Source organism: Shewanella sp. MMG014, assembly GCF_018100775.1.
In the GTDB taxonomy this organism is placed as follows: Bacteria; Pseudomonadota; Gammaproteobacteria; order Enterobacterales; family Shewanellaceae; genus Shewanella; species Shewanella japonica.
The window spans coordinates 239,158-264,656 of record NZ_JAGJDZ010000008.1 but is presented as its reverse complement, the minus strand read 5'-3'; the positions used below and the strand labels follow the sequence as shown (position 1 = coordinate 264,656).

General features: G+C 40.3%; 20 protein-coding genes, 5 tRNA genes and 1 pseudogene. 19 read left to right on the top strand and 7 right to left on the bottom strand.

The window, feature by feature from the left end; genetic code table 11:
• The first annotated feature begins 21 nt into the window (after nucleotides 1–21).
• Nucleotides 22–627, top strand: coding sequence for a DUF998 domain-containing protein (locus tag J8L86_RS14565; protein ID WP_065108450.1), 606 nt, complete (start codon nucleotides 22–24; stop codon nucleotides 625–627).
• Nucleotides 628–887: 260 nt separating this feature from the next.
• Here the strand turns inward: J8L86_RS14565 and J8L86_RS14560 are convergent, their stop codons facing one another.
• Both J8L86_RS14560 and J8L86_RS14555 read right to left on the bottom strand, forming a co-directional pair.
• Nucleotides 888–1,031: a hypothetical protein gene (locus tag J8L86_RS14560; protein WP_211030890.1), complete on the bottom strand. Its 144-nt coding sequence runs from the start codon at nucleotides 1,029–1,031 to the stop codon at nucleotides 888–890.
• Nucleotides 1,032–1,215: 184 nt separating this feature from the next.
• Nucleotides 1,216–1,805, bottom strand: a pseudogene (locus J8L86_RS14555) (transposase).
• A 117-nt stretch (nucleotides 1,806–1,922) separates the two neighbouring features.
• Here J8L86_RS14555 and J8L86_RS14550 point away from each other — a divergent pair.
• Nucleotides 1,923–2,393: a GNAT family N-acetyltransferase gene (locus tag J8L86_RS14550; protein WP_211030889.1), complete on the top strand. Its 471-nt coding sequence runs from the start codon at nucleotides 1,923–1,925 to the stop codon at nucleotides 2,391–2,393.
• Between the two features lie 187 nt (nucleotides 2,394–2,580).
• Here the strand turns inward: J8L86_RS14550 and J8L86_RS14545 are convergent, their stop codons facing one another.
• Nucleotides 2,581–2,901 carry an antibiotic biosynthesis monooxygenase gene (locus J8L86_RS14545; RefSeq protein WP_055025927.1) on the bottom strand — a complete coding sequence of 107 codons (321 nt, stop codon included), beginning with the start codon at nucleotides 2,899–2,901 and terminating at the stop codon, nucleotides 2,581–2,583.
• A 195-nt stretch (nucleotides 2,902–3,096) separates the two neighbouring features.
• On the opposite strand from J8L86_RS14545, the gene J8L86_RS14540 reads away from it, so the two are divergent.
• Together J8L86_RS14540 and J8L86_RS14535 are read left to right on the top strand one after the other, a co-directional pair.
• Nucleotides 3,097–4,980 carry a DUF294 nucleotidyltransferase-like domain-containing protein gene (locus J8L86_RS14540; protein WP_065108190.1) on the top strand — a complete coding sequence of 628 codons (1,884 nt, stop codon included), beginning with the start codon at nucleotides 3,097–3,099 and terminating at the stop codon, nucleotides 4,978–4,980.
• A 2-nt stretch (nucleotides 4,981–4,982) separates the two neighbouring features.
• A complete protein-coding gene (locus J8L86_RS14535) occupies nucleotides 4,983–5,699 on the top strand; it encodes a 3'-5' exonuclease (protein WP_065108191.1) in 717 nt (238 codons plus the stop codon).
• A gap of 202 nt (nucleotides 5,700–5,901) precedes the next feature.
• On the opposite strand, the gene J8L86_RS14530 is transcribed toward J8L86_RS14535, so the two are convergent.
• Nucleotides 5,902–7,473 carry a BCCT family transporter gene (locus J8L86_RS14530; protein ID WP_055025924.1) on the bottom strand — a complete coding sequence of 524 codons (1,572 nt, stop codon included), beginning with the start codon at nucleotides 7,471–7,473 and terminating at the stop codon, nucleotides 5,902–5,904.
• Between the two features lie 317 nt (nucleotides 7,474–7,790).
• On the bottom strand, nucleotides 7,791–9,830 hold the full coding sequence (uvrB, locus tag J8L86_RS14525) for an excinuclease ABC subunit UvrB (RefSeq protein ID WP_055025923.1): 2,040 nt from the start codon (nucleotides 9,828–9,830) through the stop codon (nucleotides 7,791–7,793).
• A gap of 1,702 nt (nucleotides 9,831–11,532) precedes the next feature.
• On the opposite strand from uvrB, the gene J8L86_RS14520 reads away from it, so the two are divergent.
• From J8L86_RS14520 to J8L86_RS14455, 14 genes are all read left to right on the top strand, one after another.
• Nucleotides 11,533–11,608 (top strand) — tRNA-Asn (locus J8L86_RS14520).
• A 39-nt stretch (nucleotides 11,609–11,647) separates the two neighbouring features.
• Nucleotides 11,648–11,723: transfer RNA gene (locus J8L86_RS14515), tRNA-Asn, on the top strand.
• Nucleotides 11,724–11,746: 23 nt separating this feature from the next.
• Nucleotides 11,747–11,822, top strand: a tRNA-Asn gene (locus J8L86_RS14510).
• 27 nt (nucleotides 11,823–11,849) lie between these two features.
• A tRNA-Asn gene (locus J8L86_RS14505) sits at nucleotides 11,850–11,925 on the top strand.
• Nucleotides 11,926–11,945: 20 nt separating this feature from the next.
• Nucleotides 11,946–12,021: transfer RNA gene (locus J8L86_RS14500), tRNA-Asn, on the top strand.
• A 186-nt stretch (nucleotides 12,022–12,207) separates the two neighbouring features.
• The gene (locus tag J8L86_RS14495) at nucleotides 12,208–14,109 is read left to right on the top strand and encodes a GGDEF domain-containing protein (protein ID WP_055025922.1); all 1,902 of its coding nucleotides are present in this window, start codon (nucleotides 12,208–12,210) and stop codon (nucleotides 14,107–14,109) included.
• 125 nt (nucleotides 14,110–14,234) lie between these two features.
• The gene (gene rsxA / locus J8L86_RS14490; RefSeq protein ID WP_055025921.1) at nucleotides 14,235–14,813 is read left to right on the top strand and encodes an electron transport complex subunit RsxA; all 579 of its coding nucleotides are present in this window, start codon (nucleotides 14,235–14,237) and stop codon (nucleotides 14,811–14,813) included.
• A 2-nt stretch (nucleotides 14,814–14,815) separates the two neighbouring features.
• Complete coding sequence (gene rsxB, locus J8L86_RS14485) at nucleotides 14,816–15,415, top strand: electron transport complex subunit RsxB (protein ID WP_211030888.1); 600 nt, start codon at nucleotides 14,816–14,818, stop codon at nucleotides 15,413–15,415.
• The gene (rsxC, locus tag J8L86_RS14480) at nucleotides 15,409–17,847 is read left to right on the top strand and encodes an electron transport complex subunit RsxC (RefSeq protein WP_211030887.1); all 2,439 of its coding nucleotides are present in this window, start codon (nucleotides 15,409–15,411) and stop codon (nucleotides 17,845–17,847) included. The genes rsxB and rsxC overlap by 7 nt, the downstream gene beginning before the upstream one ends.
• A 2-nt stretch (nucleotides 17,848–17,849) precedes the next feature.
• Complete coding sequence (rsxD, locus tag J8L86_RS14475) at nucleotides 17,850–18,899, top strand: electron transport complex subunit RsxD (RefSeq protein WP_211030886.1); 1,050 nt, start codon at nucleotides 17,850–17,852, stop codon at nucleotides 18,897–18,899.
• A gap of 23 nt (nucleotides 18,900–18,922) precedes the next feature.
• Nucleotides 18,923–19,558 carry an electron transport complex subunit RsxG gene (gene rsxG, locus J8L86_RS14470; protein ID WP_119969704.1) on the top strand — a complete coding sequence of 212 codons (636 nt, stop codon included), beginning with the start codon at nucleotides 18,923–18,925 and terminating at the stop codon, nucleotides 19,556–19,558.
• On the top strand, nucleotides 19,551–20,246 hold the full coding sequence (locus J8L86_RS14465) for an electron transport complex subunit E (RefSeq protein WP_055025917.1): 696 nt from the start codon (nucleotides 19,551–19,553) through the stop codon (nucleotides 20,244–20,246). Before rsxG ends, J8L86_RS14465 begins: the two co-directional genes overlap by 8 nt.
• A 3-nt stretch (nucleotides 20,247–20,249) precedes the next feature.
• Nucleotides 20,250–20,882, top strand: a complete 633-nt coding sequence (gene nth, locus J8L86_RS14460; protein ID WP_055025916.1) for an endonuclease III — start codon at nucleotides 20,250–20,252, stop codon at nucleotides 20,880–20,882.
• Nucleotides 20,883–21,151: 269 nt separating this feature from the next.
• Nucleotides 21,152–22,390, top strand: a complete 1,239-nt coding sequence (locus J8L86_RS14455) for a cytochrome C (RefSeq protein ID WP_211030885.1) — start codon at nucleotides 21,152–21,154, stop codon at nucleotides 22,388–22,390.
• Nucleotides 22,391–22,708: 318 nt separating this feature from the next.
• Here J8L86_RS14455 and J8L86_RS14450 read toward each other — a convergent pair whose 3' ends face one another.
• On the bottom strand, nucleotides 22,709–23,074 hold the full coding sequence (locus tag J8L86_RS14450) for a DUF4345 family protein (RefSeq protein ID WP_065108196.1): 366 nt from the start codon (nucleotides 23,072–23,074) through the stop codon (nucleotides 22,709–22,711).
• Between the two features lie 38 nt (nucleotides 23,075–23,112).
• Entirely contained in the window at nucleotides 23,113–24,003 is an 891-nt protein-coding gene (locus tag J8L86_RS14445) for an AraC family transcriptional regulator (protein WP_211030884.1), read from the bottom strand.
• 287 nt (nucleotides 24,004–24,290) lie between these two features.
• Between J8L86_RS14445 and J8L86_RS14440 the strand changes: the two genes are divergently transcribed.
• Complete coding sequence (locus tag J8L86_RS14440; protein WP_065108197.1) at nucleotides 24,291–25,241, top strand: SDR family oxidoreductase; 951 nt, start codon at nucleotides 24,291–24,293, stop codon at nucleotides 25,239–25,241.
• Nucleotides 25,242–25,499: the final 258 nt, after the last annotated feature.

Below are 25,499 nucleotides of genomic sequence, written 5' to 3'. Positions count from 1 at the left end.
GTTTACAAAGGGAGTTTGGTGGTGTTTGAGAGTATTGCGATCTATTCAGGATTAATTGCAACAATCTGGATTTTCATTGGTGTTTATGTCGCAAGTCGGTTTTATGCTGGGTATAGCCATTCTAAGCAATTTTGTAGCGAGTTAGGTGCGACTGGTAGCCCAACTGAAAAATTGTCTCCTTTAATTAATAATTATCCTCTTGGTTTTCTATTTTGTTTTTTCGGCTGGTATCTGGCTCAACTCTCAAATGTTTCAACTTTAGTGAATGTAGCGGGTTGGTTAGTTATAGCTCATGGTGTTGGTACATGGGTCGCTGGTTACTTCCCAATGGACGCCGATCCATTTACTAAAAATCCAACTTTTAATTGTAAGGTACATTCTTGGGCAGGTTTTATCATGTTGCTTTCATTAGTTGTAGCACCAATATTAATTGCTATAAGTCCAACAACTGAAATTATCCCATTATATTTCCGTATTTTTTCATTGGTTTCTGTTGTAGCTGCTGTTTATTATCTTTTCGCAATGGCTAAAGCTGTAAAATCCCAAAGCAATCCTGGAATCCATCAGCGTATTTCATATGGCTTTCAGCTAATTTGGCTAAGCGCTTTTTCACTAGTATTGGTGTAATTGTAAACTAACACATATGAGCCTTCCGCTAGTCAATAGGCAAGCCTAACTTATTTGACTGCTTTTGCAGTCAAATTAAAATCAATCAACAAATTCATCTACTTCGTCTGTCAGTTAGCTGTCAAATCATCGTGCCTTTAGTAACAACAGCATGCAAACACATATAGAGGCTTTTCTAGTGCGATTTCTTTAAAAATAAAGAGTGCTGCCTGACGCTTTTCAATCCTTTGAAATATCAGGGGCACTACGACTAAATGGATTTAGGAGATAGAGTGACGCAGGAAGCCAAAACTGAGACATTTATCGGTTAACCCTAAGATGGCACTATTCAAGTCAGAGGTGCTTGTTGCACAGTTAGTTTCAGGCTCATTTAAGGTGTAAACGACTTTGGTGGTTGTACTCATTAATGCGCGCCAATAAGGTGTCATTCTTTATAAAATCAAGTGCAGTCGATGTAGCTTAAATAGCATTTGGCATAGTGATGATGGTGTGAAGTCATTGCTTCATTAGCCACATCATTCACGGTCATGCTCGCTTCTCTTTTTCAAGAGTATCTAGTTAGGTGTTCAGCTCACCTTATTGCGCGACTTATCCTTTTAAGAATCGTTGTTCATCAAACACCGTTTTGTTCTTTAGCATGAAATAGACACAGCGACCAAGCTTGTGTGCCAGTGCTGACAAGGCTTTGGCCTTACTCATTCTTTTTTGTAATTTATTAAGATAATTACGGGCATTATCATTACCTCGAAGGTAAAGCACCGCCGCTTCAGAGAATGCCCATTTTAAATGAGCATTACCGATTTTATTGCCATTAGTGCCATAGGTTTTTCCGGCGGATTCGGCTTTGCATTTCACTAATCTAGAGTAAGAAGCGAACTTTTGTACAGATTCAAATCGGGCGACATCACCGATTTCATATAAAGGGCATGACCTAGAATAAAGTCGATGCCGAGTTCAGCGCACCAATCAGACACCCAATACCAACAATGCATGCACTCAACTCCGACAATGACATTGCCGATATAGGGTTCGAGTATGAGTAATAAATCATCTTTGTCAGCCCCAATCTTTTTATGGACGACAACTTCCCCTTGAGAATCAATGATGCAGACATAAAGTAAGCGTGCATGTAAATCGATACCACAGTAGTATGGATGTGAGTTATTATAAAATCTCATTGAGCTTTCTCCTGTTGGTTTGGTCACCTTAAGCATACCGCTGATGCGGCTTGCTAGGGAGGGGGCTCAATGATTATCAAGCCAATCAAGGTGGACGCGTAAAGCTTAAGGAAATATATGCGTATACGTAAAGCAAATACAAGCGACATTGATGTTGCGTGGGAAATTCGTAAAGAATCAATCAAAGCTGAATGCGTTGATTATTACCCTAACGAAGTAATCGAACCTTGGCTTAATGGTGCCCTACCTGAAGGTTTCGCATCTGAGATTGAAAGTCATTTCTATGTTGCCTTGCAAGGCAATAACATCTTAGGATTAGGTGCATTCAGTTATAGCGAAAATAAAATTTACGCAATTTTTGTTAAGCCTGAATTTATGGGTAAAGGTGTCGGTAAACAGATTATGGCTTTTCTTGAAGCTTTAGCTCTCGAAAGTAACATTAAAACCGTTTACCTAGACTCAACTTTAAATGCTGCGCCGTTTTATCGTTCACTTGGCTATGTTGGTGATACCGTCATCAAGTACAACAACCCACGAGGTTTTGTAATGGATTGCGTGGCAATGCAGAAGTCGTTAACCGGCCTATAGAAAGGTGTTAACCGGCCTATGAAAAGGCATTAACCACCCACTGACAAAGCATTCAACGGGACGTTTAAGGCTAGATTTTTCTTGTTGAGCTGGTTATTTTAGCCGAGGTTCAGCCGCCCGTTAACAGGGCTACTTGGACTTACCTTTGCCAAACAATTTTCCGTTTAACAATGTAAGGCTTGTCGCACTATAACGTGCCATAATCCCGTTCAACTTTCGCGATACGAACTTTAAAATCACTATACCATTTGGTTCGGCCATGCTGCTGGGCTAACATGTGTTCTGAATTGGCTTTCCATTGTTTAATCGCATTAATATCACTCCAATAAGACACCGTTATACCTATATTTTCTCTTGCTGACTCTATTCCTAAAAAGCCAGGTTGTTGCGCTGCTAACGCTACCATTTGGGTCGCAACTTCACTGTAACCTTCATCAACGTCGGAACGTGTTGATGAAAATACCACAGCGTAATATGGTGGCTTAGGGGTATTAGCAATATTGGTCATCATCACTCCGTAATAACTGTTTGAAGAAACATTATGATAGCGATAGTTAACATCAAACCTTCGCCCCACTTTGTCAATAAAATATCAATTAAACCTTAACGAACCCTTTAATTTAGGCTTGGCTAAGCTGCATATATATCATTGATATCATATACTGTATTAACAAAATCAATTCTTAAAAATATCGAGCGAATAATGGAAGTCGAACTATTAGAAATTCGTAACTTCATCCGCCAATATCCTCCTTTTGATCAGCTACCTGAACAGGCGTTAGAAGAAGTCTCACAAAGCGTTGAAATTTCTTACTATCGTGCTGATAGTATGATCATTGAATTTGCAGATAAAATACACGATTTATTTATGATCCGAAGTGGCGTTGTAGAAGTGTATCGACGCAACGGTGAGTTATACAATCGTTTAGATCAAGGCGGTTTATTCGGTCAAATGGGCTTATTGACCAATAATAAAGTCCGTTACCCTGCTAAGTCGATTAAAGACACCTTACTGTATTGTATTCCTGAAAAATTGTTTGAAGCATTTTGCGAGCGTTATGACGTTTTTGCGGATTTTGTAGAAGTTGAAGGCAGTATTAGATTACAGCAAGCAGTTGAAGATAATAACGATGATGCAAACTCGTTAACCACCTCAAAAGTTAAAACATTAGTCAGTGGTGAGCCCGTCATGTTTGCGACAACCACCAGCATTCAGCAAGTGGCTAAAATCATGTCTGATGAGAATGTATCAGCAGCCATGATCCATGATCCTAACTTGCCAAGTGAAGGCGGGAATAGTTTTGTGGGTATCATCACTGAACGAGACTTATGTGCCAAGGTTATCGCTCAAGGGCTAGATGTAAACACCCAAGTCGATGAGATCATGTCGACAGAATTAATCTCACTTGATCACAACGCTTATATTTTTGAAGCCATGTTAATGATGCTTCGTTATAACGTGCATCACTTACCTATCCTCAAGAATAAACAACCAATAGGTTTAATTGAAGTCACTGACATCATTCGCTATGAATCACAAAACAGCCTGTTAATCGTTAGCAGTATTTTTCAGCAAAACAGTATTGATGATTTGATCGTACTTTCAAGCCAAATTAAAGATTGCTTTGTTCGGATGGTGAATGAGGATGCAAACTCCCACATGGTGGGTCGCGCTATGTCTGAAATTGGCAGGAGCTTTAAACAAAGGTTACTTGAACTTGCAGAAGAAAAATTAGGCCCCCCGCCAATTCCCTATTGTTTTCTTGCATTAGGTTCTATGGCGCGTGACGAGCAGTTAATCGTAACAGACCAAGATAACGCCATTATTCTAGATAACGATTATCAAGAAGCGCTTCATGGTGAATACTTTACATCCTTAGCCACATTTGTATGTGATGGACTAGCATCATGTGGATATTCTTATTGTACTGGCAATATTATGGCCACTAACCCTGAATACCGAAAAACCCAAACAGAGTGGGAAGAATGCTTTACTGATTGGATTGAACACCCTAATGCACAAGCGTTACTTAACTGTTCGATATTTTTTGATTTATACGGGGTGTATGGTCGTCCTAAATGGGCTGAGCAACTCAATGCGTTCATATTACGTAAAGCCAAAAAGAATAACCGCTTTCTTGCATGTTTAGCGAGGAATGCCCTTAATCGCACACCACCGCTGGGTTTTTTCAAAGATTTTGTAATGGAAAAAGATGGACGCCATAATAACTCTATAAATTTAAAACGCCGTGGCACAGCACCCTTGGCTGATTTAATACGTGTGCATGCGTTAGCAATTGGTTCACAATCTCAAAATTCATTTGATCGATTAGAAGATATTATTGAAGCAGGTATTTTACCGCCAACCAAAGGTAAAGATTTGCAGCATGCAATGGAGCTTATCTCGCTTGTGCGTATTCGTCATCAAGCACTGGATATTGAGGCAGATCAAGAACCCGATAACAATATTGAGCCTGAAAACATGTCTGGTTTTGAACGCCGCAACTTAAAAGATGCTTTTTTGGTGTTAAGTAGCGCGCAAAACTTTTTGAAATTCCGTTATAGCGCTAATAGCATGCAAGGGTAATTATGCGTAATTTTGCTAATCAAGAAGTGCTTAACTGGAAGGTTTTTCTACAAAACAAAGCCTTAAAAAGCAAAGATGCCCGCTTAACTCACTTTTACGAAGCTAACACCTACCATGGTGAGACTCAGTTAAAAGATATTGAGTTCGTGGCATTAGATTTTGAAACAACAGGATTAGATGCCCAGCAAAATAGCATTATTAGCATTGGGCTCGTTCCCTTTACCCTAAACCGAATCGCATGTCGACAAGCTAAGCATTGGTTTATTACCCCTGAAGATAAACTGCAAGAAGAGTCTATTATCATTCATGGTATTACCCACTCAGATTTAAAAGGTGCACCTGATTTACTCAGGATACTTGAGCAATTATTAGATCAATTAGCAGGCAAAATTGTGGTAGTACATTACCGCCGTATTGAACGTGACTTCTTTGATGCTGCACTTCGCAGTTTAATTAACGAAGGCATAGTGTTTCCTGTGATTGATACGATGCAAATTGAAGCTGATATTTATCAAGCTAGACCTAAGCAGTTTCTTGATTGGATTATTAAACCTAAACCTCACTCTATTCGTTTAGCCAATAGCCGCACACGCTATAATTTACCAACTTACCCACCCCATGATGCACTCACCGATGCGATTGCTACAGCTGAATTATTACAAGCGCAAATTAGGCATCATTTCAGCCCCGAAACACCGATTAAAAAGTTATGGCTCTAATTTTGTTTGTTTAACTGGCTCACCCAGTAACCTTATTGTGTTTAAGCTATTATTCACAAACCACAAATGAAAAGCCGATGAGTGCAACACACTCATCGGCTTTTCTATTGTTTGGATTATTAGCGTTAGCGAACATTACTAGCGTTAACGAACATTACTGGCGTTAGCACACATTAGTATTGCTAGCACAGCGAATCCTTAATTAGCGCTTCTCGGTTCTAAGCCCCATGATTAAACTCACACACATCACCAGTAAAATGATGGTAAAAGGTAATGCGGTGGATATGGCGCCAGCTTGTAGTGCTTCAATAGCTTCTGTGCCGCCGACCCAAACAAGTGCTGCAGCAATTGCCCCCTCAACCAGTGCCCAGAAAACACGTTGTGGAGCTGGCGCATCAACTTTACCGCCCGAGGTAATACTATCAATAACCAGTGAACCTGAGTCTGAAGAGGTAACAAAGAACACCAAAACAAGCACCACAGCTAATAGCGAAATGATGTTACCAATAGGTAACTCATCAAATACCTGGAACATGGCTAATGGCACTTCTGTTAAGCCCTTTTCACCTAATGCCCCTACGCCATTGACCACTTGGTCAATGCCCACACCGCCAAATACTGACATCCATATGATGGTAACAACTGTTGGAGCGATTAACACCGCAGTCATAAACTCACGAATGGTTCTACCGCGTGAAATACGTGCGATAAACATGCCCACAAATGGGGACCAAGATATCCACCAAGCCCAGTAGAAAACAGTCCAACCGTGCATCCAAGCTTCATCTTCTCGTCCAATAGGATTACTGAGGGGAATGATATTTTCGATATAACCCATGACCGTTGTCGGGATGGTGCCCATTGAAACTGCAAACGTCACTAACGCGACAAACACCAATAAGGCTAACGCCATTAACATATTAATGTTACTAATGACCTTAACACCACCATCAATCCCCCTCATCACTGACACAACTGCGACTAAGGTGACGGCAAAAATAATGGTAATTTGTAGCGTTAACCCGTTAGCAATGCCAAAGATATGATGAAAACCACTTGCCGCTTGTTGAGCCCCTAAGCCCAGTGAAGTAGCAAGTCCAAATAAAGTGGCTAATACCGCAAGAATATCCACGATATGACCAGGCCAGCCCCAGGTTCTATCACCTAAAATAGGATAGAAAACCGATCTCATGGATAAAGGTAAGCCTTTATTGTAAGCAAAAAATGCTAGCGATAATGACACCACACCGTAAATAGCCCAAGGATGCAGTCCCCAATGGAACATGGTTGCGCCCATTGCTAATTTAGCTGCTTCAGGCGTATTCGCTTCAACGCCTAGCGGGGTTTCATACCAGCCTGTGAAGTAAGCAACAGGCTCTGCAACCGCCCAAAACATCAAGCCAATTCCCATACCGGCAGCAAATAACATTGCCACCCATGATAATCTTGAATAGTCAGTTTTCGCCTCTTCTCCTCCTAAACGCACTTTACCAAAAGGAGAAATAATCATTAGCAGGCAGAACAAAACAAAAATGTTGGCAGACCACATAAACAAGCCGTCAAATGCGCCGATGATTTTCCATTTAATTCCATCAAGTACGGCTTTGGAGGTGGCAGGGTCTAAAACGAGTAAGGCAATGATGAATATGCCGATGAGAGAAGCGCTGATCCCAAAAACAGGGTTGTGGACATCAAAGCCCCATTTTTGAATATTATCCTGACCGACTGTGTAATCGGTATTATCTATACTGTACTTATCTTTATTCTTTTTCATTGATCCTCAATTAGAAGAAATTTTCATTCGAAAATTGTATTTATATTTTACGTTATAAGGTGAGCTTTTGCTGAGAAATGACCCGAACAATCTTGTTTCATGTCACTATTTACACCAAAAGTTAGATATTTTAACAAAATGAATGCGTAAAATGGCAAATCGGCGGGTTATTGTTTCGATGAGTTGAGTTTTCATCAAAATAATTTTTAGTTAAATATCAATTGTTTTTGTCTTGCCCCGGTTTACATAAGCCAAAAACAAACAAGCTCAGCAAAGGCTGAGCTTGTTTCATACTAAAGCGATGTGATCAAACCTTGTTAACTGTTTAAGATGATTTGCTCTCTTAACTGCTTAACTTGATCTCTGAGCGCCGCTGCTTGTTCAAATTCAAGATCCCTTGCATGTTGATGCATTTGTTTTTCAAGCTCGTCGATTTGCTGTGATAGCTCAGCAACGCTTTGTACTTTACTGGTAGCGGTATCGTATTGAGGCTCAGACTCTGCAACTTTACCAAATGCGGTATATTTATGTTTGCTGTTACCCCGATGTGGATCGCCTAAATCCATCACATCAGTGATCTTTTTAGTCACACCTTTTGGCGTTTGTCCCAATTTAACATTATGAGCGTGCTGTTTTTCACGACGCCTTTCAGTTTCACCTATCGCTTTTTCCATTGATTTAGTCACTGTATCGGCATACAAGATAACTTTGCCATTAACGTTTCGCGCAGCGCGGCCAATGGTTTGAATTAGTGAACGTTCTGAGCGTAAAAATCCTTCTTTATCCGCATCTAAAATACACACCAGTGAGACTTCTGGCATGTCTAATCCTTCACGAAGTAAGTTAATCCCTACCAGCACATCAAAATGACCGAGTCGTAAATCTCGTATCACTTCCACCCGCTCTACAGTATCAATATCTGAGTGCAAGTAGCGCACTTTAACCCCATGTTCATCAAGGTATTCGGTTAAGTCTTCAGACATTCGTTTTGTCAGGGTCGTGATTAACACCCTTTCATTAGCAGCGACTCGCTTAGGAATTTCAGATAATAAATCATCGACTTGTATGGCCACTGGACGAATTTCAATTTCAGGGTCAAGTAATCCTGTAGGTCGTACGACTTGCTCAGCGACTTCGCCGTCGCTTTGGTCAAGTTCGTAATCACTTGGGGTTGCCGACACAAATACCGTTTGTGGCATTAATTGCTCAAATTCTTCAAACTTTAATGGTCTATTATCTAATGCAGAGGGTAAACGAAAACCATATTCTACAAGCGTCGTTTTACGGCTACGATCACCTTTATACATGGCTCCTATTTGCGGTACGGTAACATGTGACTCATCAATAATTAATAACCCATTGGCAGGCAAGTAATCAAGCAAGGTTGGCGGCCCGTCCCCCTCAGCTCTACCAGAAAGATAGCGAGAGTAATTTTCGATACCTGAGCAATACCCAAGCTCAACCATCATTTCGATATCATATTGTACTCTCTCAGAGATACGCTGCGCTTCAATCAGCTTATTGTTATCCAATAATTCCTGACGTCGCTCTCTTAATTCTTCTTTAATATGCTCTGTCGCTTCGATGATTTTTTCTCTTGGCGTCACATAATGGCTTTTAGGATATACCGTGGTGCGCGCTAATCTTCGAGTGACTTGACCTGTTAACGGGTCAAACTCACTTAACTGTTCAATTTCGTCATCAAACAATTCAACTCTGACAGCATCTCTTTCTGACTCTGCTGGGAAAATATCGATTACTTCACCACGAACACGGAAAGTACCACGCTGCAAATCTATGTCGTTGCGGGTATATTGCAATTCACCAAGGCGGGTAATGATGTCACGTTGCCCCATAAAGTCGCCTTGACGAAGATGCAATAACATCTTCATATAAAGTTCAGGATCACCTAGACCGTAAATGGCAGAAACTGAAGCAATCAATACTACATCTTTGCGCTCTAACAAGGCCTTAGTTGCAGACAAACGCATTTGTTCAATATGGGCGTTTACAGAAGCATCTTTTTCGATAAAGGTATTGGAAGCAGGCACATAAGCTTCAGGCTGATAATAGTCATAATATGAAACGAAATACTCGACCGCGTTATGTGGAAAAAACTCTTTCATTTCACCATATAATTGTGCAGCTAAGGTTTTATTAGGCGCCATGATAATCGTTGGGCGGCCTAAGGTTTGAATTAAGTTAGCAACCGTAAAGGTTTTACCAGACCCCGTCACCCCAAGCAGCGTTTGTTTAGCCACTCCCGCTTCTAAGCCATCAACAAGTTGTTTAATCGCAGTCGGTTGATCACCCGCGGGTGAATAATCTGAAACGAGGTTGAATACTGTGTCAGTCAAAGCAAATACCCTTTATATAACGTCATGCTATTTTATACTGAACCCGATAAATTTAGCTAACCGTTCGGTTGAATTTCCCAAAACAAAAAACAAAGTGTATTCAATTGATGAGTTAAAGTGATGAGCTAAAGTGATGAGTTAGATGCGTAAATACCCACCCCTTATAAACTTTAATCAAGTCGCTAACGGATAGAGCAACCCACTTCCTTATCAAGAGATTATTACAATATAAAGAAAGAAAGATGAAATAATGCTACAACAGTTACACACTATGTCATTTGTACGTAAAACCGCCAAAAACCCCGTTTATTAGGCAATTTAATACACAATCTGGTGCAATAACTGAATACTTTACCCATCCCTAAATAACAAGTGCTAAAAAATAGTTATTGCTTTTTTCAACATACTGAAAAATATATAAAAAATAATCTTGTTGAATATCAGCCAAATTTAAGTCTGTTTCAATAAAAATAAGGGTTACAGAGCATATTTAAGGAGTAACTCACAGGCTTATCCACAGATTTAGTGGATAAGTGCTTCAAACCCATTAATCGTGGGCTATCGACGTAAACAGAAATTAATAAAACCGTAAGAAAAGCAACATGAAATAAAATTACATTTGTAAGTTGATTAAATTAGTGCCCTATTTTAGCGCATACAAGACTAGTACAATGGTTTGATGAAAACCTATGGTTTGGGTTCAATAATACATTGCCATTTACAGCACATTTCTTGATGCTTTTGAGTAAAGGCTGCAGAACAGGTTTACTGCTTAGTAGCAAAAACGACGGTGTTTTTTGAATACTCCCGCAGCTCAATAGAAAGCCATTCTATAGGATGATGCTCTAACGCTACTTTACTCAAAGCGCTATTGTTAATTACCTTGTAGTATTAACCAATGCTAATTACACACGTTGAAATGCTCGATACTCAGCATGCTCTTCTAGTACACGCTTGCAAGCGCTCTTCTATAGTGTTTTTCTTTTAGCGCCCTTCTTTAGCGCTCTACACAAAATGTTTTATACAAATTGCTTTTATAGGAAGTGCTTTATACGAAGAGCTTTATATAAGAAGTGCTTTTATAGCTAACGTGAACCTTCTACCTATATAGGTAATAATGTCGGTTTGTCATTTCTGCCACCTCTTTATTGACTAAAGATTTCTCATTACTTGATCGGTTCTATTGAACCTTATCTTCATCTGCTGTTCATTTGCCGCTATGCGCCTTACACTCTATGCGCTGTTCGCTAAAGGTTATCAGCTGTACATTAATTAACGTGCATTGTTTGTTCATTAACTCAATACTTAGTGCTTGATGCTTAGTTCAAAACAAGCTTAGTGGCAGTCCAAATCGTTAAACGACATAACATACTCGTCTTGAATCAATCCTAAAAAGCAAAAAGACAACCGAAAATCGGCGCTGATAGCAGTTAAAACCTTATTTTGCCGTGGTTGATACTTGAATTAACCCATTAAAGTGGAGATGATGAGTTAAATGACAAGATTCATTGCCATTGAGTAAAAGTGTTACTTTTCAAATTGATTAGTAAAAAATAGCCATTATGGGCATTTATAAGCCACGATGGGTATTAGATGAGCAGTTAACATCAATTTTTCACTTTTTTTTATATCTCGAGTTGACTCATTGATCAGGGCGTTTTACTATGCGCTCCGTTCTCAGCAATACATTGCTAAAAACGATTCCCCTGTAGTTCAGTTGGTAGAACGGCGGACTGTTAATCCGTATGTCACTGGTTCGAGTCCAGTCTGGGGAGCCAATTTAGTTTAGTTTGTTGAAAATAAAGATAAAATGCGATTCCCCTGTAGTTCAGTTGGTAGAACGGCGGACTGTTAATCCGTATGTCACTGGTTCGAGTCCAGTCTGGGGAGCCAATTTTATCTTAGTTTTAATCGATTCCCCTGTAGTTCAGTTGGTAGAACGGCGGACTGTTAATCCGTATGTCACTGGTTCGAGTCCAGTCTGGGGAGCCAATTAAAACACAATTAAGAAATAGCGATTCCCCTGTAGTTCAGTTGGTAGAACGGCGGACTGTTAATCCGTATGTCACTGGTTCGAGTCCAGTCTGGGGAGCCAATTCTTATATATTCTTCAATTCCCCTGTAGTTCAGTTGGTAGAACGGCGGACTGTTAATCCGTATGTCACTGGTTCGAGTCCAGTCTGGGGAGCCAAGAAGAATTCAATCGTTAAAATTACTACCTTCCTCCTATTACTATCTTTTTTAAATTCCCTTATATTTTTTTGTAAATTACACTACAATTCTATTCGTTAACTCCTTTATTTGTTGTAGCTTTTTATTTTTCCGCTATACCAAAATTGAATGAAGACAACTGTGTATTATAGGAAATGGACTATTCATGGGTTTATCAAAATCTTTCCAATTAGTTTTATTTGTCATTTTCGGATTATTACTTTATCGGATTTACGATCTAGAAAATAAAGAAATGCAGCGCCAAGGTTCTATAGCGACCGAAAAGTACGCTGAATATGTTAATCAAATGTCTGATTGGACAGGTGACGGCAAATCACTATATGAATTACTTTCTCAACAGTTTACTTTTCAATTTTTTCAATACATACATGAAAGTGACAGTGATAAGAACTTCACGTTTGGTTCACTCGCTAAAGCTGAAGGCAATTTTGAAGATACCATTTTTAAAATTGAACTTGGCCATACAAAAGCATTCTCACAAGGCCGACTGCAAGTCAGACTGAGTACGAGTTCGGTAATTTCAGCAAGTTTTGTCAACCTTGAAAAAGCAGCAACCTTAACAATTGTCGCTTACTTGTTGATAATGATTAGCTTTGCAATACTTATGGCCATTCATCGCCGTGGCATAAAATATATTTGTGATTACGTAGATAATATCCCCAACCTGTCTTTTCAGGCTGTTGAGACTTCACGCTTACGAGGTTCATTAAAACCCATTGGCGTTGCTCTTGAGAAAAGCCGAATTGAACTTAAAACCAGTATTGGTAACTTCCATAAAGAAAACGACTTATTAACCAAAGCCGCTTATCAAGATCCTGTAACTGGCTTCTCTACTCGTCGTCGATTTAATGATTATTTAAAAACGATTACTGATTCAGATAAACAACAATTTGGGGTGCTTTGCATTATTAAAGCCGCCGAATTATCAAGTATTAATCAGCTTCATGGCCGTGAAGCTGGCGATGATTATCTAAGTAAAATTGCCACTTGCATACGTCAAGCAGCAGCCAAAACTGGGGTCAATGAATATTATCGAGTATCGAGCAGTGATTTTGCGCTATTTATCAACGATATTACCGTTAAAGAAGGCGAACAGTTTTTAGTCAGCTTAAAACGTTACCTGGATGAATATGCTCAAACGGTTGATACCGACAGCATCGCCCATAGCGGAATGGTGCCGTTTGAACAAAACTGTGACTCTCATGCCCTGCTGACACTTGCAGATACTGCAGTCAGCATTGCTCAAACATCAGGGCCTAATCGTTACCATATACTCGAGAAGTTTTCTGGTAATCAGCAATTGGGCGACGATCACTGGAAAGTGACCATTAATGAATTAATTAATCGTAAAGGCATCAAGTTTTTCCAGCAGCCTATTTTACCTTGTAACAATCAAGTGGATGTTTATCGAGAGTTATTTGCTCGCTTTTATAATAGTGAAGGCTCAAACTTGCCCACTGCCAGTGTCATTGCCATGTCAGAACGTCATGGGCTAAATGTGGATTTAGATAAAATGATTGTGGTGCACACGCTACAACTATTAAATTCAAACCCAAGCCTAACGGGTAACTTCGGTATTAACATCAGTGCCTCATCAGCCTTACAAGAAGTGTTTGTGTCATGGTTACGCGATATATTGTCGAGTCACCGCTCTACCTCTGCAAGAATCGTATTTGAGCTTAATGAATCTGGCATGCAAAAAAATGTCACTGCCAGTCGCCGTTTCGTCAACGAAATGCATAAAGTGGGCGCAAAAGTGGCCATTCAACATTTCGGATTAGGCTTTTCTTCGTTTAAATTTTTCCGCGAAGTAAAACCAGATGTCATTAAATTAGACAGCAGTTACAGCGAAAACATTGATCAAGATAATAACAACAAATTCTTTGTCAGAATGATTGTTGATATTTCACGCAGAATTGGGATTAAAGTCATAGCCACAGGCGTTGAAAAACAAGATGAGAAACTCACATTAGAAAAAATGTTAGTTGACGGATTACAAGGTTATTATATTGCTAGGCCAGAAATTATCGCTAAAACAGATAAATAATCGACCAATGTCAGTCCAATCTTACAAATTAGGGTTATTATTTACATAACCCTTTTTTTTATCCGTTGTTTCTCAAGCCTAAACCTTAGATAATACAACTAATATCTGAATTAAAAAGTGTAGTAATGACAGACTATCTCTTACTGTTAATTGGCACCGTGTTAGTCAATAACTTTGTGTTAGTAAAATTCCTTGGTTTGTGCCCTTTTATGGGAGTATCAAGCAAGCTCGCCTCAGCCATTGGTATGTCCATGGCGACAACGTTTGTGTTGACCCTAGCTAGTATTCTCAGCTTTTTAACCAATGAGTTCTTATTAAAGCCTTTCGACCTCAACTATCTAAGAACCATGAGTTTTATCTTGGTCATTGCTGTCGTCGTGCAGTTTACTGAGATGATGGTTCAAAAAACCAGTGCATCATTACATCGAGCTTTAGGTATTTACCTGCCACTTATCACAACCAATTGTGCTGTATTAGGTGTTGCCCTTTTGAACGTCAATGAAGACCATAACTTTATTCAATCTGCAGTTTATGGCTTTGGCGCCGCTATTGGTTTTTCATTAGTGCTTGTTTTATTTTCAGCCATGAGAGAACGTCTTGCTGCAGCTGATGTCCCTCTACCTTTCAAAGGCGGCGCTATCGCCATGATCACAGCGGGTTTAATGTCTCTTGCCTTCATGGGATTTGCGGGGCTGGTTAAATAATCATGTCTAGTATTGTAATCGCAGTTATCGTGCTCACCGTATTAGCACTCATATTCGGACTCATTTTAGGTTATGCCTCCATCAAGTTTAAAGTTGAAGGCAACCCCATTGTTGAACAAGTTGAAGCGCTGCTACCGCAAACACAATGTGGCCAATGTGGCTACCCTGGCTGTCGCCCATACGCAGAAGCAATTGCCAATGGCGATAATGTCAATAAATGCCCTCCAGGCGGCACTGCGACAATGGAAAAAATAGCCAGCTTAATGGGTGTTGAGCCTGAGCCGTTAAATGAAGTCGCTCAAGAAAATATTAAAAAGGTCGCCTTTATTCGCGAAGACGAATGTATTGGTTGCACCAAGTGTATTCAAGCCTGTCCAGTGGATGCCATTTTAGGTGCTGGTAAGTTAATGCATACCGTTATCGCTAAAGACTGTACAGGCTGTGATTTGTGTGTCGAGCCCTGCCCGGTAGATTGCATTGACATGATACCTGTTGAACAAAACCTTAAAAATTGGGATTGGAAGTTAAGCCGTATCCCAGTAACTATTGTAGAAGGTGTTCAAGCGCCTAACCGTGAAGTAAAAGAGGAATCTCAGTGCTAACTTTATTAGAACAAATTGATAAAGGGACGTTATGGCACTCTCCAGGCGGGATCCATCCACCACAATTAAAAACCGTATCCAATCAAGTTAGTAGCGCTCGACTACCGTTATCGCGTTATTATTCTGTACCTGTCCCGCAAGTGGGTGACAGCGCACGCTTACAAGTAAAGGTTGGCGACAAAGTATTAAAAGGCCAAATGCTGACTGAAGGTGAAGGCTTTATGTACTTACCAGTGCATGCCCCAACATCAGGCATTATTGCTGATATTGCGTTAAAGCCAAGTAATCATGCATCAGGCTTACCCGTATTGACATGTGTGATACAAGCTGATGGTAAAGACGACAGCATTGATTATCAGAGCAGTGAGTTAGCAACCTTATCTAATCAACAAATTCTAGATAAAATCAAGCAAGCTGGCATAGCGGGTATGGGGGGAGCAAGTTTTCCCAGCCATATAAAATTAAACCCAGCCAGTGAAATCGATTTAGTTATCATTAATGGTGTGGAATGCGAACCTTACATTACCTCAGATGATGTAATTATGCGTGAAAACGCTACCGAGATCCTCTCTGGCATTAACATCATTAATACTTTGCTCTCTCCTCAGCGCATTATTATTGCTATTGAAGATAATAAACCAGAAGCTGTCAGTGCAATGCGTAGTGCACTTGATAACGCTACTGAATTACAAGGGATTGTCAAAGTGACAGTCATCCCTACTAAGTATCCTTCTGGTGGCGAAAAACAGCTTATACAAATCATTACTGGCCGTGAAGTGCCAACTGGCAGCATTCCAGCTCAGCAAGGCATTGTTGTTCATAACGTCGGTACGGCTTACGCTATTCAAGATGCCGTGCTACATGGGAAACCGTTAATTGAGCGCCTAGTGACTTTAACTGGTGAACAAGTCTCAACACCAGGTAACTACTGGTTACCCATAGGTTCAAGTGTTAAAGATATACTTGAACAAGTTGGTTTTGATGAGGCGCCTTTACAAAAAGTGATTATTGGTGGCCCAATGATGGGTTACGCACTACCAGATTTTGATGTACCAGTGCTAAAAGGCACCAACTGTATATTGACCCCAAGTCAAAATGAAATAGCGCCTGATGCTGAAGAAAAAGCATGTATACGCTGCGGAGAATGCGCCATTGCATGCCCTGCACTATTATTGCCTCAGCAATTATTTTGGCATGCAAAAGCAGAAGAGTATGACAAAGCAGCCAGCTTTAATTTAAAAGACTGTATCGAATGCGGCTGTTGCAGTTACGTTTGTCCAAGCGATATCCCCTTAGTTGAATATTATCGTATTGCAAAATCTGCTCTTAAAAACGAAGCTGAAGAAAAAAGACAAGCAGAACAAGCAAAAGTCCGATTTGAGGCAAGACTGCAGCGTTTAGAAGATGAAAAACGTGCACGAGAAGAAAAGTCACGCTTAGCCGCAGAAAAACGTAAAGCTGCGATGGAAAATAGTGATAAGAAAAACGCGGTTGCTGAAGCAATGGCTAGAGTGGCTGCGAAAAAGAAAATGGCAGAACAAAACACTCAAGCAGATAGTAAACCTGCCGCTTCCACAGATAAGTCATCAGCAGTTAGCGCTGCCATTGCACGTGCTAAAGCGAAAAAGCTCGCGCAACAGGCAGAAAATCAAGCATCAATTCAGGAACCATCAGCACAGTTAGATCAAACAACAGAACACGCTTCACCTGTTGATGACAAGAAAGCACAAATAGCTGCGGCAGTTGCACGAGCAAAAGCCAAAAAACGTCCGCAACAGAGCGATAATAAGGTTTCTGAGCAAGCACCCGATAACACTAATGAATCTGTACCTGTTGATGATAAAAAAGCCCAGATAGCTGCTGCAGTAGCCAGAGCTAAAGCTAAAAAACTGGCTAAACAAGCTGATACTCAATCAGAAGATCAACAGCAAACAATAGAATCGTCTTCAGTTAACGAGCAATCGTCAGTGCAAGCGTCGTTATCTCCTGCAGATGAGAAAAAAGCAAGAATTGCCGCAGCTGTCGCTAAAGCAAAAGCGAAAAGGCTGGCTCAAAGTGCTGGACAACCGCAGCAAGATGATGAACACCTTGCACAAGCACAAGCAATTGACACTTCCGTTACCGTTACCCCAGAAACAGAATCAGGTTCAGTAGCGGAAACACTCACTTTGTCTCCTGCAGATGAGAAAAAAGCAAGAGTTGCCGCTGCTGTCGCTAAAGCAAAAGCGAAAAAGCTCGCACAAAGTGCAACTCAGCCACTGCAAAGTGAAACAAAAGCAGTTGAAACCGACATTAGCGACACCCAATCAGAGCAAACCTCAATTGAGCCAATAAAATCGGCTGCTGAGGTAAAAAAAGCAAGAATCGCCGCTGCTGTAGCCAAAGCTAAAGCGAAAAAATTAGCGAATCAACAGAGCAGTGAAAAGGAATAAACATGGCATTTAAAATTGCTTCTTCACCCCATGTGAGTATCAATTTGCAAACCAATAAGGTGATGCAAAGAGTCGCGCTATGCCTTATTCCAGGTATTGCAGCGCAAGTTTACTTTTTTGGCATGGGCACCTTGGTGCAAATATTAATTGCCGTTTTGGTTTCATTATCCGCTGAAGCTGCAGTGATGAAATTGAGAAACAAGTCGATAAAAAGTGCGTTATCAGATAACAGCGCTCTAGTTACCGCACTACTTATTGCTGTTGCCATTCCTCCGCTAACGCCTTGGTGGATGACCGTGATTGGCTGTTTATTTGCCATCGTGATCGTTAAACATCTATATGGCGGATTGGGCAATAATATTTTCAACCCTGCAATGGCTGCATATGTGTTGCTGCTTGTTTCATTTCCACTGCAAATGACCAATTGGGTAGCACCTGCAGAACTGACTGCCAACCATGTTGGAATTACAGCGGCTTTAAGCCAAATTTTTGAAATTAGCCCAGCGAGTTTAGATTACTTCAAAATCACGGTTGATGGACACACGATGGCCACGCCATTAGATACGTTTAAAACAGATTTATCTATGGGAATGACCAGTACAGAAAGTCTGCAGCGTAACGTATTTGACGGTATGACAGGTATCGGCTGGTTTTGGGTAAACATGGCTTACCTTCTTGGTGGCTTGGTGATGTTGAAGCTCAAGGTCATTCGCTGGCATATCAGTAGTGCAATATTACTCAGTATTTTTATTTGTTCAGGTTTTGCGTTTTTACTTAACCCTGACACCCATGCAAGCCCGATTCTGCATTTGTTTTCTGGTGGCACAATGTTATGTGCATTTTTCATCGCTACAGATCCTGTAACAGCAGCAACGAGCCCAAAAGGCAGATTACTGTTCGGCGCAATAATTGGCGTGTTAATTTTTGTGATACGCACTTATGGTGGTTACCCTGATGCCGTAGCATTTGCCGTATTATTGGCCAACATGTGCGCACCATTTATTGACTATTACATTCGTCCTCGTTCATATGGCCACCGTGCAGGTAATTAATCTGCGAGCTAACTGGATTATCAATGTTAAAAATTATTTCTAAAAATGGATTATTACTCGGGCTATTTGCGCTGTGTTGTACAGGCCTTGTAGCGTCGGTTAATTTTCTAACTAAAGATACGATTATCGAACAACAACGCAAGCAACTTGTCAGTGTGTTAGAGCAAATCATTCCTAACTCAATGCACAACAATCAACTTACTGATGATTGTATCCTAGTGGCCAATGCTGAATATTTAGGCACAGATGAGCCATTACCCGTTTATATCGCTAAAATGGATCAACAAGCTGTTGCTCTTGCCATAGAAGCAGTGGCTCCAGATGGCTACAATGGGGATATAAAAATTATTCTTGGTATCAGTAATGACAACGAATTACTGGGTGTTCGTACATTAACTCATCAAGAAACACCTGGCCTTGGCGATAAAATTGAACTTAGAAAATCTGATTGGGTTCTTGGTTTTAGCGGTATGACTTATGACTCTAATTCCAAACCAATGGCAGTTAAAAAAGACGGTGGCGACATTGACCAATTTACAGGTGCGACAATTACTCCTCGTGCTTATGTAGGCGCTATCAATAAAGCACTGGAATTTGTTGAACAACATCGTGATGAGTTGTTATCAACCGTCAATCATTGTGGACGTGAACATGACTAATTATCGTGAAATAGCTTGGCAAGGCTTATGGAAAAATAACCCAGGTTTAGTACAACTATTAGGCTTATGTCCACTGCTGGCAGTCACTGCCACTGTGACAAATGCGTTAGGACTCGGTTTAGCGACGCTATTGGTGTTAGTGGGCTCTAACATTTTAGTCTCGTTAGTACGGGACTATGTACCAAAAGAAATTCGTATACCGGTATTTGTTATGATCATTGCAGCGCTCGTCACCTGCGTGCAATTACTTATCAATGCTTACGCCTATGGTTTGTACCTTTCATTAGGTATATTCTTGCCACTGATTGTCACTAACTGCGTCATTATCGGCCGTGCTGAAGCATTTGCTTCACGTAATAATGTGACCAGTGCTGCATTTGACGGACTCATGATGGGTGTGGGTTTCACAGGTATTCTAGTGGTACTTGGTGGAATGCGGGAATTACTGGGTCAAGGCACATTATTTGATGGTGCAGAACTCTTGCTTGGCGATTGGGCTAGCTCATTAACTATTCAAGTATTTAATGTCGAAAGCCCTTTCCTCTTAGCGATGTTACCACCAGGTGCATTTATCGCCATGGGATTATTGATTGCATTAAAAAATGTCATCGACGCGCAAATTGAAAATAGAAAACCACAACAAGAAACAGAGACAATTGCACGTGCTCGGATAACAAAGGTTAGCTAAGTCATGAACAAACAAAAACGCCATGAAATTTTAACTCGCTTACGGGCAAACAACCCTAAGCCGGAAACAGAACTCAACTTTTCATCACCGTTTGAATTGTTAGTTGCTGTGACTTTGTCGGCACAAGCAACGGATGTCAGTGTTAACAAAGCCACTGACAAACTGTTTCCTGTAGCAAATACTGCCCAGCAAATATACGATCTTGGCGTAGAAGGATTAAAGACCTACATCAAAACTATCGGTCTTTATAATAATAAAGCGATTAACGTCATCAAAGCGTGTGAAATGTTGATAAACCTTCATGGCGGTGAAGTGCCAGAGAACCGTGAAGCATTAGAAGCACTACCTGGTGTCGGTCGTAAAACCGCTAATGTTGTACTCAATACTGCATTTGGCTGGCCTACTATCGCAGTTGATACCCATATTTTCAGAATGGCAAACCGCACTAAGTTTGCCATGGGTAAAAATGTCGACCAAGTAGAAGAAAAAATGCTTAAGGTGACACCTGCTGAATTTAAAGTTGATGTGCATCATTGGTTTATCTTACATGGAAGATATACCTGTATTGCCCGTAAACCTCGTTGCGGCAGTTGCATTATTGAAGATTTATGTGAATTTAAAGATAAAACAGACTAAGGTTTACCAACGTCTTTCAACTATATCGCCTTTGAACGAACAGTATTTTAAACTTTTCAAAGGCGCCCTTCCTCTTAGCCTCCTCTCCACTCAACGATAATTACAAACGCCCTCGATAACGCACCTGTGACTTAATATCACTTGACCAACATAATCAGTCTGTGTGTAAATTAGTGATTGTTTAAACCATCACCGAATATGTTGGCTTAATAAACAGTTACATTTTGGGGGCATAGTGGATACTCAATCAACGTGATTAGGGGGCTTCAGTGGGACATCAGCAAAGCAATTTACAGCGACTAGCTTCATTAACTGCATTATTTACCTTAACGTTAAGCTCAGCGCCGGTGTTAAGTGATGATCAAGCAAAAATGGTTAACCAGCTATGCTCGAGCTGCCATGGCATTAACAATATTGATCGCAGTGCTGGGTATTCACAAGTTCATTGGCAGTCACTTATATCATCCATGGTTAAACTAGATCCTAATTCTGTCAGTCAAATTAGTAAATATCTTGCCAATAACAACCCGCCTAATGACAAACGAGCTTCGACAGTAGTCGATGGTGACATTGAATTACAGTTTACCTATTGGCAAGTGCCTACACTAGGTCAACGGGCAAGAGATCCCATTCAAGGAAAAGATGGCATCATTTGGTGGGTCGGACAATGGGGGAATATCCTTGGGCGACTGGATCCCAAAACAGGTGAAATGAAGGAATACCCTCTGCCTGAAGGCACCTTCCCCCACAGCGTATCCTTAGATAAAAACCTAACGCCTTGGTTTCTTGGGAATAAAAATGGCACAGTAGGTTATTTAGACCTCGAAACAGAAAAGTTTACCGTGTTTAACATGCCTGACAAAAACGCTCGCGATCCTCATACTGGTGTATTCGATGATAACGGCATTTTTTGGTTTACCCTCCAACACAGTAATATGATTGGCCAATTAAATCCTATAAATGGCGACATTAAGCTTGTTTCATTGCCAAGTAAAAAATCTCGCCCCTATGGCATTAAACTCGACTCGACAGGTACACCTTGGGTCTCATGTAATGGCTCAAACTGTCTGATTAAAGTAGACAAGCAATCTATGGCTTTAGATGAAATTCGCTTGCCTGGTGATCAGACTCATACGCGTCGTCTCGCAATTACTCCTGATGATATGGTGTTTTATGTCAATTCAGGCATGGGAAAACTCGGCAGGTATAACCCTAAAACAGGGGAAATAACACAATGGGATACGCCTAGTGGTCAATATAGTCATCCTTATGCAATAGAGTATGCAAATGATGCAATTTGGTTTAATGAATCCGCTAAAAGACCAGAGACACTAGTCAGATTTGATCTTAAAAATGAAACCATGCAAAGCTGGCAAATTCCTAGTAAGGATGGGGTTTATTCAGGACTTATCCGGCACATGAGGATGGGAGAAAATGGTCTAATTATTCATCAAACAGCGACTAATCAAATAGCCGAAGTGACTTGGACTCAAGCTAATAAAGACTAAAGTGAATAAGGCTAAAGCGAACGAGATTAATGTTAATAGCACTAAAGTTAATAGCACTAAAGTTAATAGCACTAAAGTTAATAGCACTAAAGTTAATGGTGCTAAAGTTAATGGTGCTAAAGTTAATAGCACTAAAGTTAATGGTGCTAACTAGCCTTAAATAAAAGCTTCAAACCTGAAAGCTATTATTCTTATTATTAGCAGAAAATAGCTTTAGGTTTAGGCTTGTTTTATGTCTTTATAGGACCATTAAGATAAACTTAGCCTTGCCGCTCCATGCGCTTAAGCGACTGATTTATTTCAGCTACAATAAATTATTTAACTTCGTGTTTTAATCGTCCACCAAACTAAAGGCACTAACATCACAAGTTCTATTGCGACATTGACCCATTGTTTAGGTACAGAGCCATCAAGCACAATACCAATAAGCCTTGCTATTAACAAACCAATGAGTAGCGAGGTTAGTGTTGCAGAAACAGTCGCTTGCCATGGCGTTAATTGAAAATGAAACTGAAGCAAAAGCCCTGCACCAATAAATAACCCCCACCAGATCCGTCGCTCAACAGCGTTAAACGTATCGTTTGGAATAGGTTTATTACTCACTAACTCTGGGTTAGCTGACAGCACTAACCCAATCAAAAGGAGTATAAAACCCAGCCCTCTGATAAGTATTCTATCTTCCATCATGACTCCTGATTAGATGCAGCAAGGCATCAAACTCATTACACTATTGCCCCTTGTGGTAGCTCTGTAGCTTGGCTCCACTGTTTAGGTGATTGTCCGTACAATCGTTTAAACTCACGACTGAATTGCGAAGAACTTTGATAGCCAACAGCCATTGCTGCAACATTTACACTCACTCCTGTAGCAATTTTCATTGCAGCGGTATTCAACCGCATTGTTTTTACAAATTGAATCGGCGACATGGCAGTTGCTTGCTTAAATTTTCGATGTAACACTGCGCGGCTCATACCTACCTGTTCAGCCATCTCTTCAATCGTGACAGATTCATGTAAACGTGATGAAAGGTATTCGATTGAACGTGCTATCTCATTTCCGACTCCGAATGCTGCTCGCGCAGCTTCGCCTACATCGCCTTTTAGTACCGCAAAATATAATTCTCTCAGTCGGCTTGCAGCCAGAACCGCAATATCAAGTTCACTACCTTGTAGTTGTAGAAGACGCAGTAACGCATCTGTAAACGTGTCATCCCAACGCGCTAAAGATAAGCCTTGAGAGCCTGTTTTATATTTATTTTTGTGCCCCCCACTCGCTGCCATTTCAATGCTAAGTTCAGTCATCGTTTTTGTATCTAGTGATATCATCACTCCTAATAACGGATTATCAGGTGATGCTGTTGGGGTTCCTGCTTCAACTGGCATAGATATAGGGCAACACATATAACGATTTTCATCATATATAATATGTTTACCATCTAATATGGCTTGTTTAGCACCACTAATAATCGCAATAACGCAAGGTTCGTAGACAGCAGGTGCACAGCGCATAGATTCAGTCACGCGAAACAGTTGCACGCCTTTTATCCCAGTCTCTATTACACCATCTTGCGTGATTTTAGCTTCTATTAATCGTTTAATTTCTGATTTACTCATAAATGTCTTCTTAGTGGCACAAACTACAATCGCTAAGCTGCTAATTGCCACAGCTACAATAAATAAAGCCATGTTTTGCTTGTTTTCATGTAACTCAAAAGTAGCACTGAAAAACAGCCAACTCAACAAGGTGATACAAATAGGCATATTTTAGAGACTATATCGCCTAGTTATCGCCATAAGTGAGAGTTATAGTAGCTTCATCAGTTCATTAAACAGACACCTTAATGAACAAGAAACTCATTTTACTATTCACGATGCACACGCCATCGCCTTAGGAGAAACACATGTCACACAACAATCCATTTGGTGCTATGGGCTGGACACCAACACAGTTAGGTTCACTTTTAGGTAAAACATATCTCATCACAGGCGCTAATGCAGGAGCAGGATTTCAAGCTTCTAGAATACTATTATCTAAAGGCGCTAAAGTGATAATGCTTAATCGTAACCCAGAAAAATCCTCTGCAGCGATAGCAAAATTAAAGCAAGAATTTAGCTCAGAAGCCGATGTTAGTTTTATCAAACTTGATCTCGCTGAACTTAAATCTGTTCGAGGTGCAGCTCAAAGCATCCTTGAAACAGTAACAAAGATAGATGCCCTCATTTGTAATGGCGCCATAGCACAGATTGCTAAGCAAGAATTCACTAAAGACGGTTTTGAGAGTCAGTTGGGTGTAAATCATTACGGTCATTTTTTACTGTGCGGCTTACTGTTTAACAAAATTGAAGCATCTAAAGGACGCATTGTGGTTGTTGCGAGTGAAGGATATAAGATGGGGCTTAAAACAATTCAGTTTAATGATATGAATTGGGATAAAAACTATCATCCAAACAAAACTTATTGTCATAGTAAATTAGCGCAGATGATGTTTGCGTATGAATTACAAAACAAAATCGCCGCCGCGAATAAGCATGTTGAAGTATATGTTTGCCACCCTGGTGCATCAAATACTTCACTGATTAACGAAAAAGTAAACCTGTTTACTCGCGCATCATGGTCGATGATGGTCAAACTTGGCTTAGTTCAAACCGCTGAGCAAGGTGCTTATCCTGAAGTCATGTGTGCCACTGAACAATCCATTGCGCAACGTGCATACTATGGGCCTTCAGGAAGGTGGAATTGGGTTGGCCCTGTTGGCGAGTGTAAGCTTGAATCCTTTGCTACAGATGCATCTGTTTTAAGCAAGCTGTGGACAGTATCAGAACAACAAACTGCTTTCAATTGGGAATTTTAGCGTTAGTAAGCTCTTCATAAAATATTAACACTCACTTGAAATTCAGCCACAAAAAAACCGCGTTAAGCGGTTTCTTTTGGCTACTTGAATAATGCTCTTAAAACATTGAAACAAAGAAAGCACTAAAACAAATTACGATTACCACTGAGGTACCAAGAGCCATTTTTATTTCTGTTGTCATTATCTTGTCTCCAAATGAATATAAATTAATTTTAGCGTGTCTAGACATTTTTCCTACCTTTTAGAGGTAATTATGTG

What these genes read in the sequence shown, in the direction of transcription:
- rsxA (WP_055025921.1), top strand. Translation starts at nt 14,235, where the DNA reads ATGACAGACTATCTCTTACTGTTAATTGGCACCGTGTTAGTCAATAAC.
- rsxG (WP_119969704.1), top strand. Translation starts at nt 18,923, where the DNA reads ATGTTAAAAATTATTTCTAAAAATGGATTATTACTCGGGCTATTTGCG.
- J8L86_RS14540 (WP_065108190.1), top strand. Translation starts at nt 3,097, where the DNA reads ATGGAAGTCGAACTATTAGAAATTCGTAACTTCATCCGCCAATATCCT.
- rsxD (WP_211030886.1), top strand. Translation starts at nt 17,850, where the DNA reads ATGGCATTTAAAATTGCTTCTTCACCCCATGTGAGTATCAATTTGCAA.
- J8L86_RS14550 (WP_211030889.1), top strand. Translation starts at nt 1,923, where the DNA reads ATGCGTATACGTAAAGCAAATACAAGCGACATTGATGTTGCGTGGGAA.
- J8L86_RS14445 (WP_211030884.1), bottom strand. Translation starts at nt 24,003, where the DNA reads ATGAGTAAATCAGAAATTAAACGATTAATAGAAGCTAAAATCACGCAA.
- J8L86_RS14465 (WP_055025917.1), top strand. Translation starts at nt 19,551, where the DNA reads ATGACTAATTATCGTGAAATAGCTTGGCAAGGCTTATGGAAAAATAAC.
- rsxB (WP_211030888.1), top strand. Translation starts at nt 14,816, where the DNA reads ATGTCTAGTATTGTAATCGCAGTTATCGTGCTCACCGTATTAGCACTC.
- J8L86_RS14450 (WP_065108196.1), bottom strand. Translation starts at nt 23,074, where the DNA reads ATGGAAGATAGAATACTTATCAGAGGGCTGGGTTTTATACTCCTTTTG.
- J8L86_RS14535 (WP_065108191.1), top strand. Translation starts at nt 4,983, where the DNA reads ATGCGTAATTTTGCTAATCAAGAAGTGCTTAACTGGAAGGTTTTTCTA.
- J8L86_RS14530 (WP_055025924.1), bottom strand. Translation starts at nt 7,473, where the DNA reads ATGAAAAAGAATAAAGATAAGTACAGTATAGATAATACCGATTACACA.
- J8L86_RS14545 (WP_055025927.1), bottom strand. Translation starts at nt 2,901, where the DNA reads ATGACCAATATTGCTAATACCCCTAAGCCACCATATTACGCTGTGGTA.
- J8L86_RS14440 (WP_065108197.1), top strand. Translation starts at nt 24,291, where the DNA reads ATGTCACACAACAATCCATTTGGTGCTATGGGCTGGACACCAACACAG.
- J8L86_RS14560 (WP_211030890.1), bottom strand. Translation starts at nt 1,031, where the DNA reads ATGAGTACAACCACCAAAGTCGTTTACACCTTAAATGAGCCTGAAACT.
- J8L86_RS14495 (WP_055025922.1), top strand. Translation starts at nt 12,208, where the DNA reads ATGGGTTTATCAAAATCTTTCCAATTAGTTTTATTTGTCATTTTCGGA.
- nth (WP_055025916.1), top strand. Translation starts at nt 20,250, where the DNA reads ATGAACAAACAAAAACGCCATGAAATTTTAACTCGCTTACGGGCAAAC.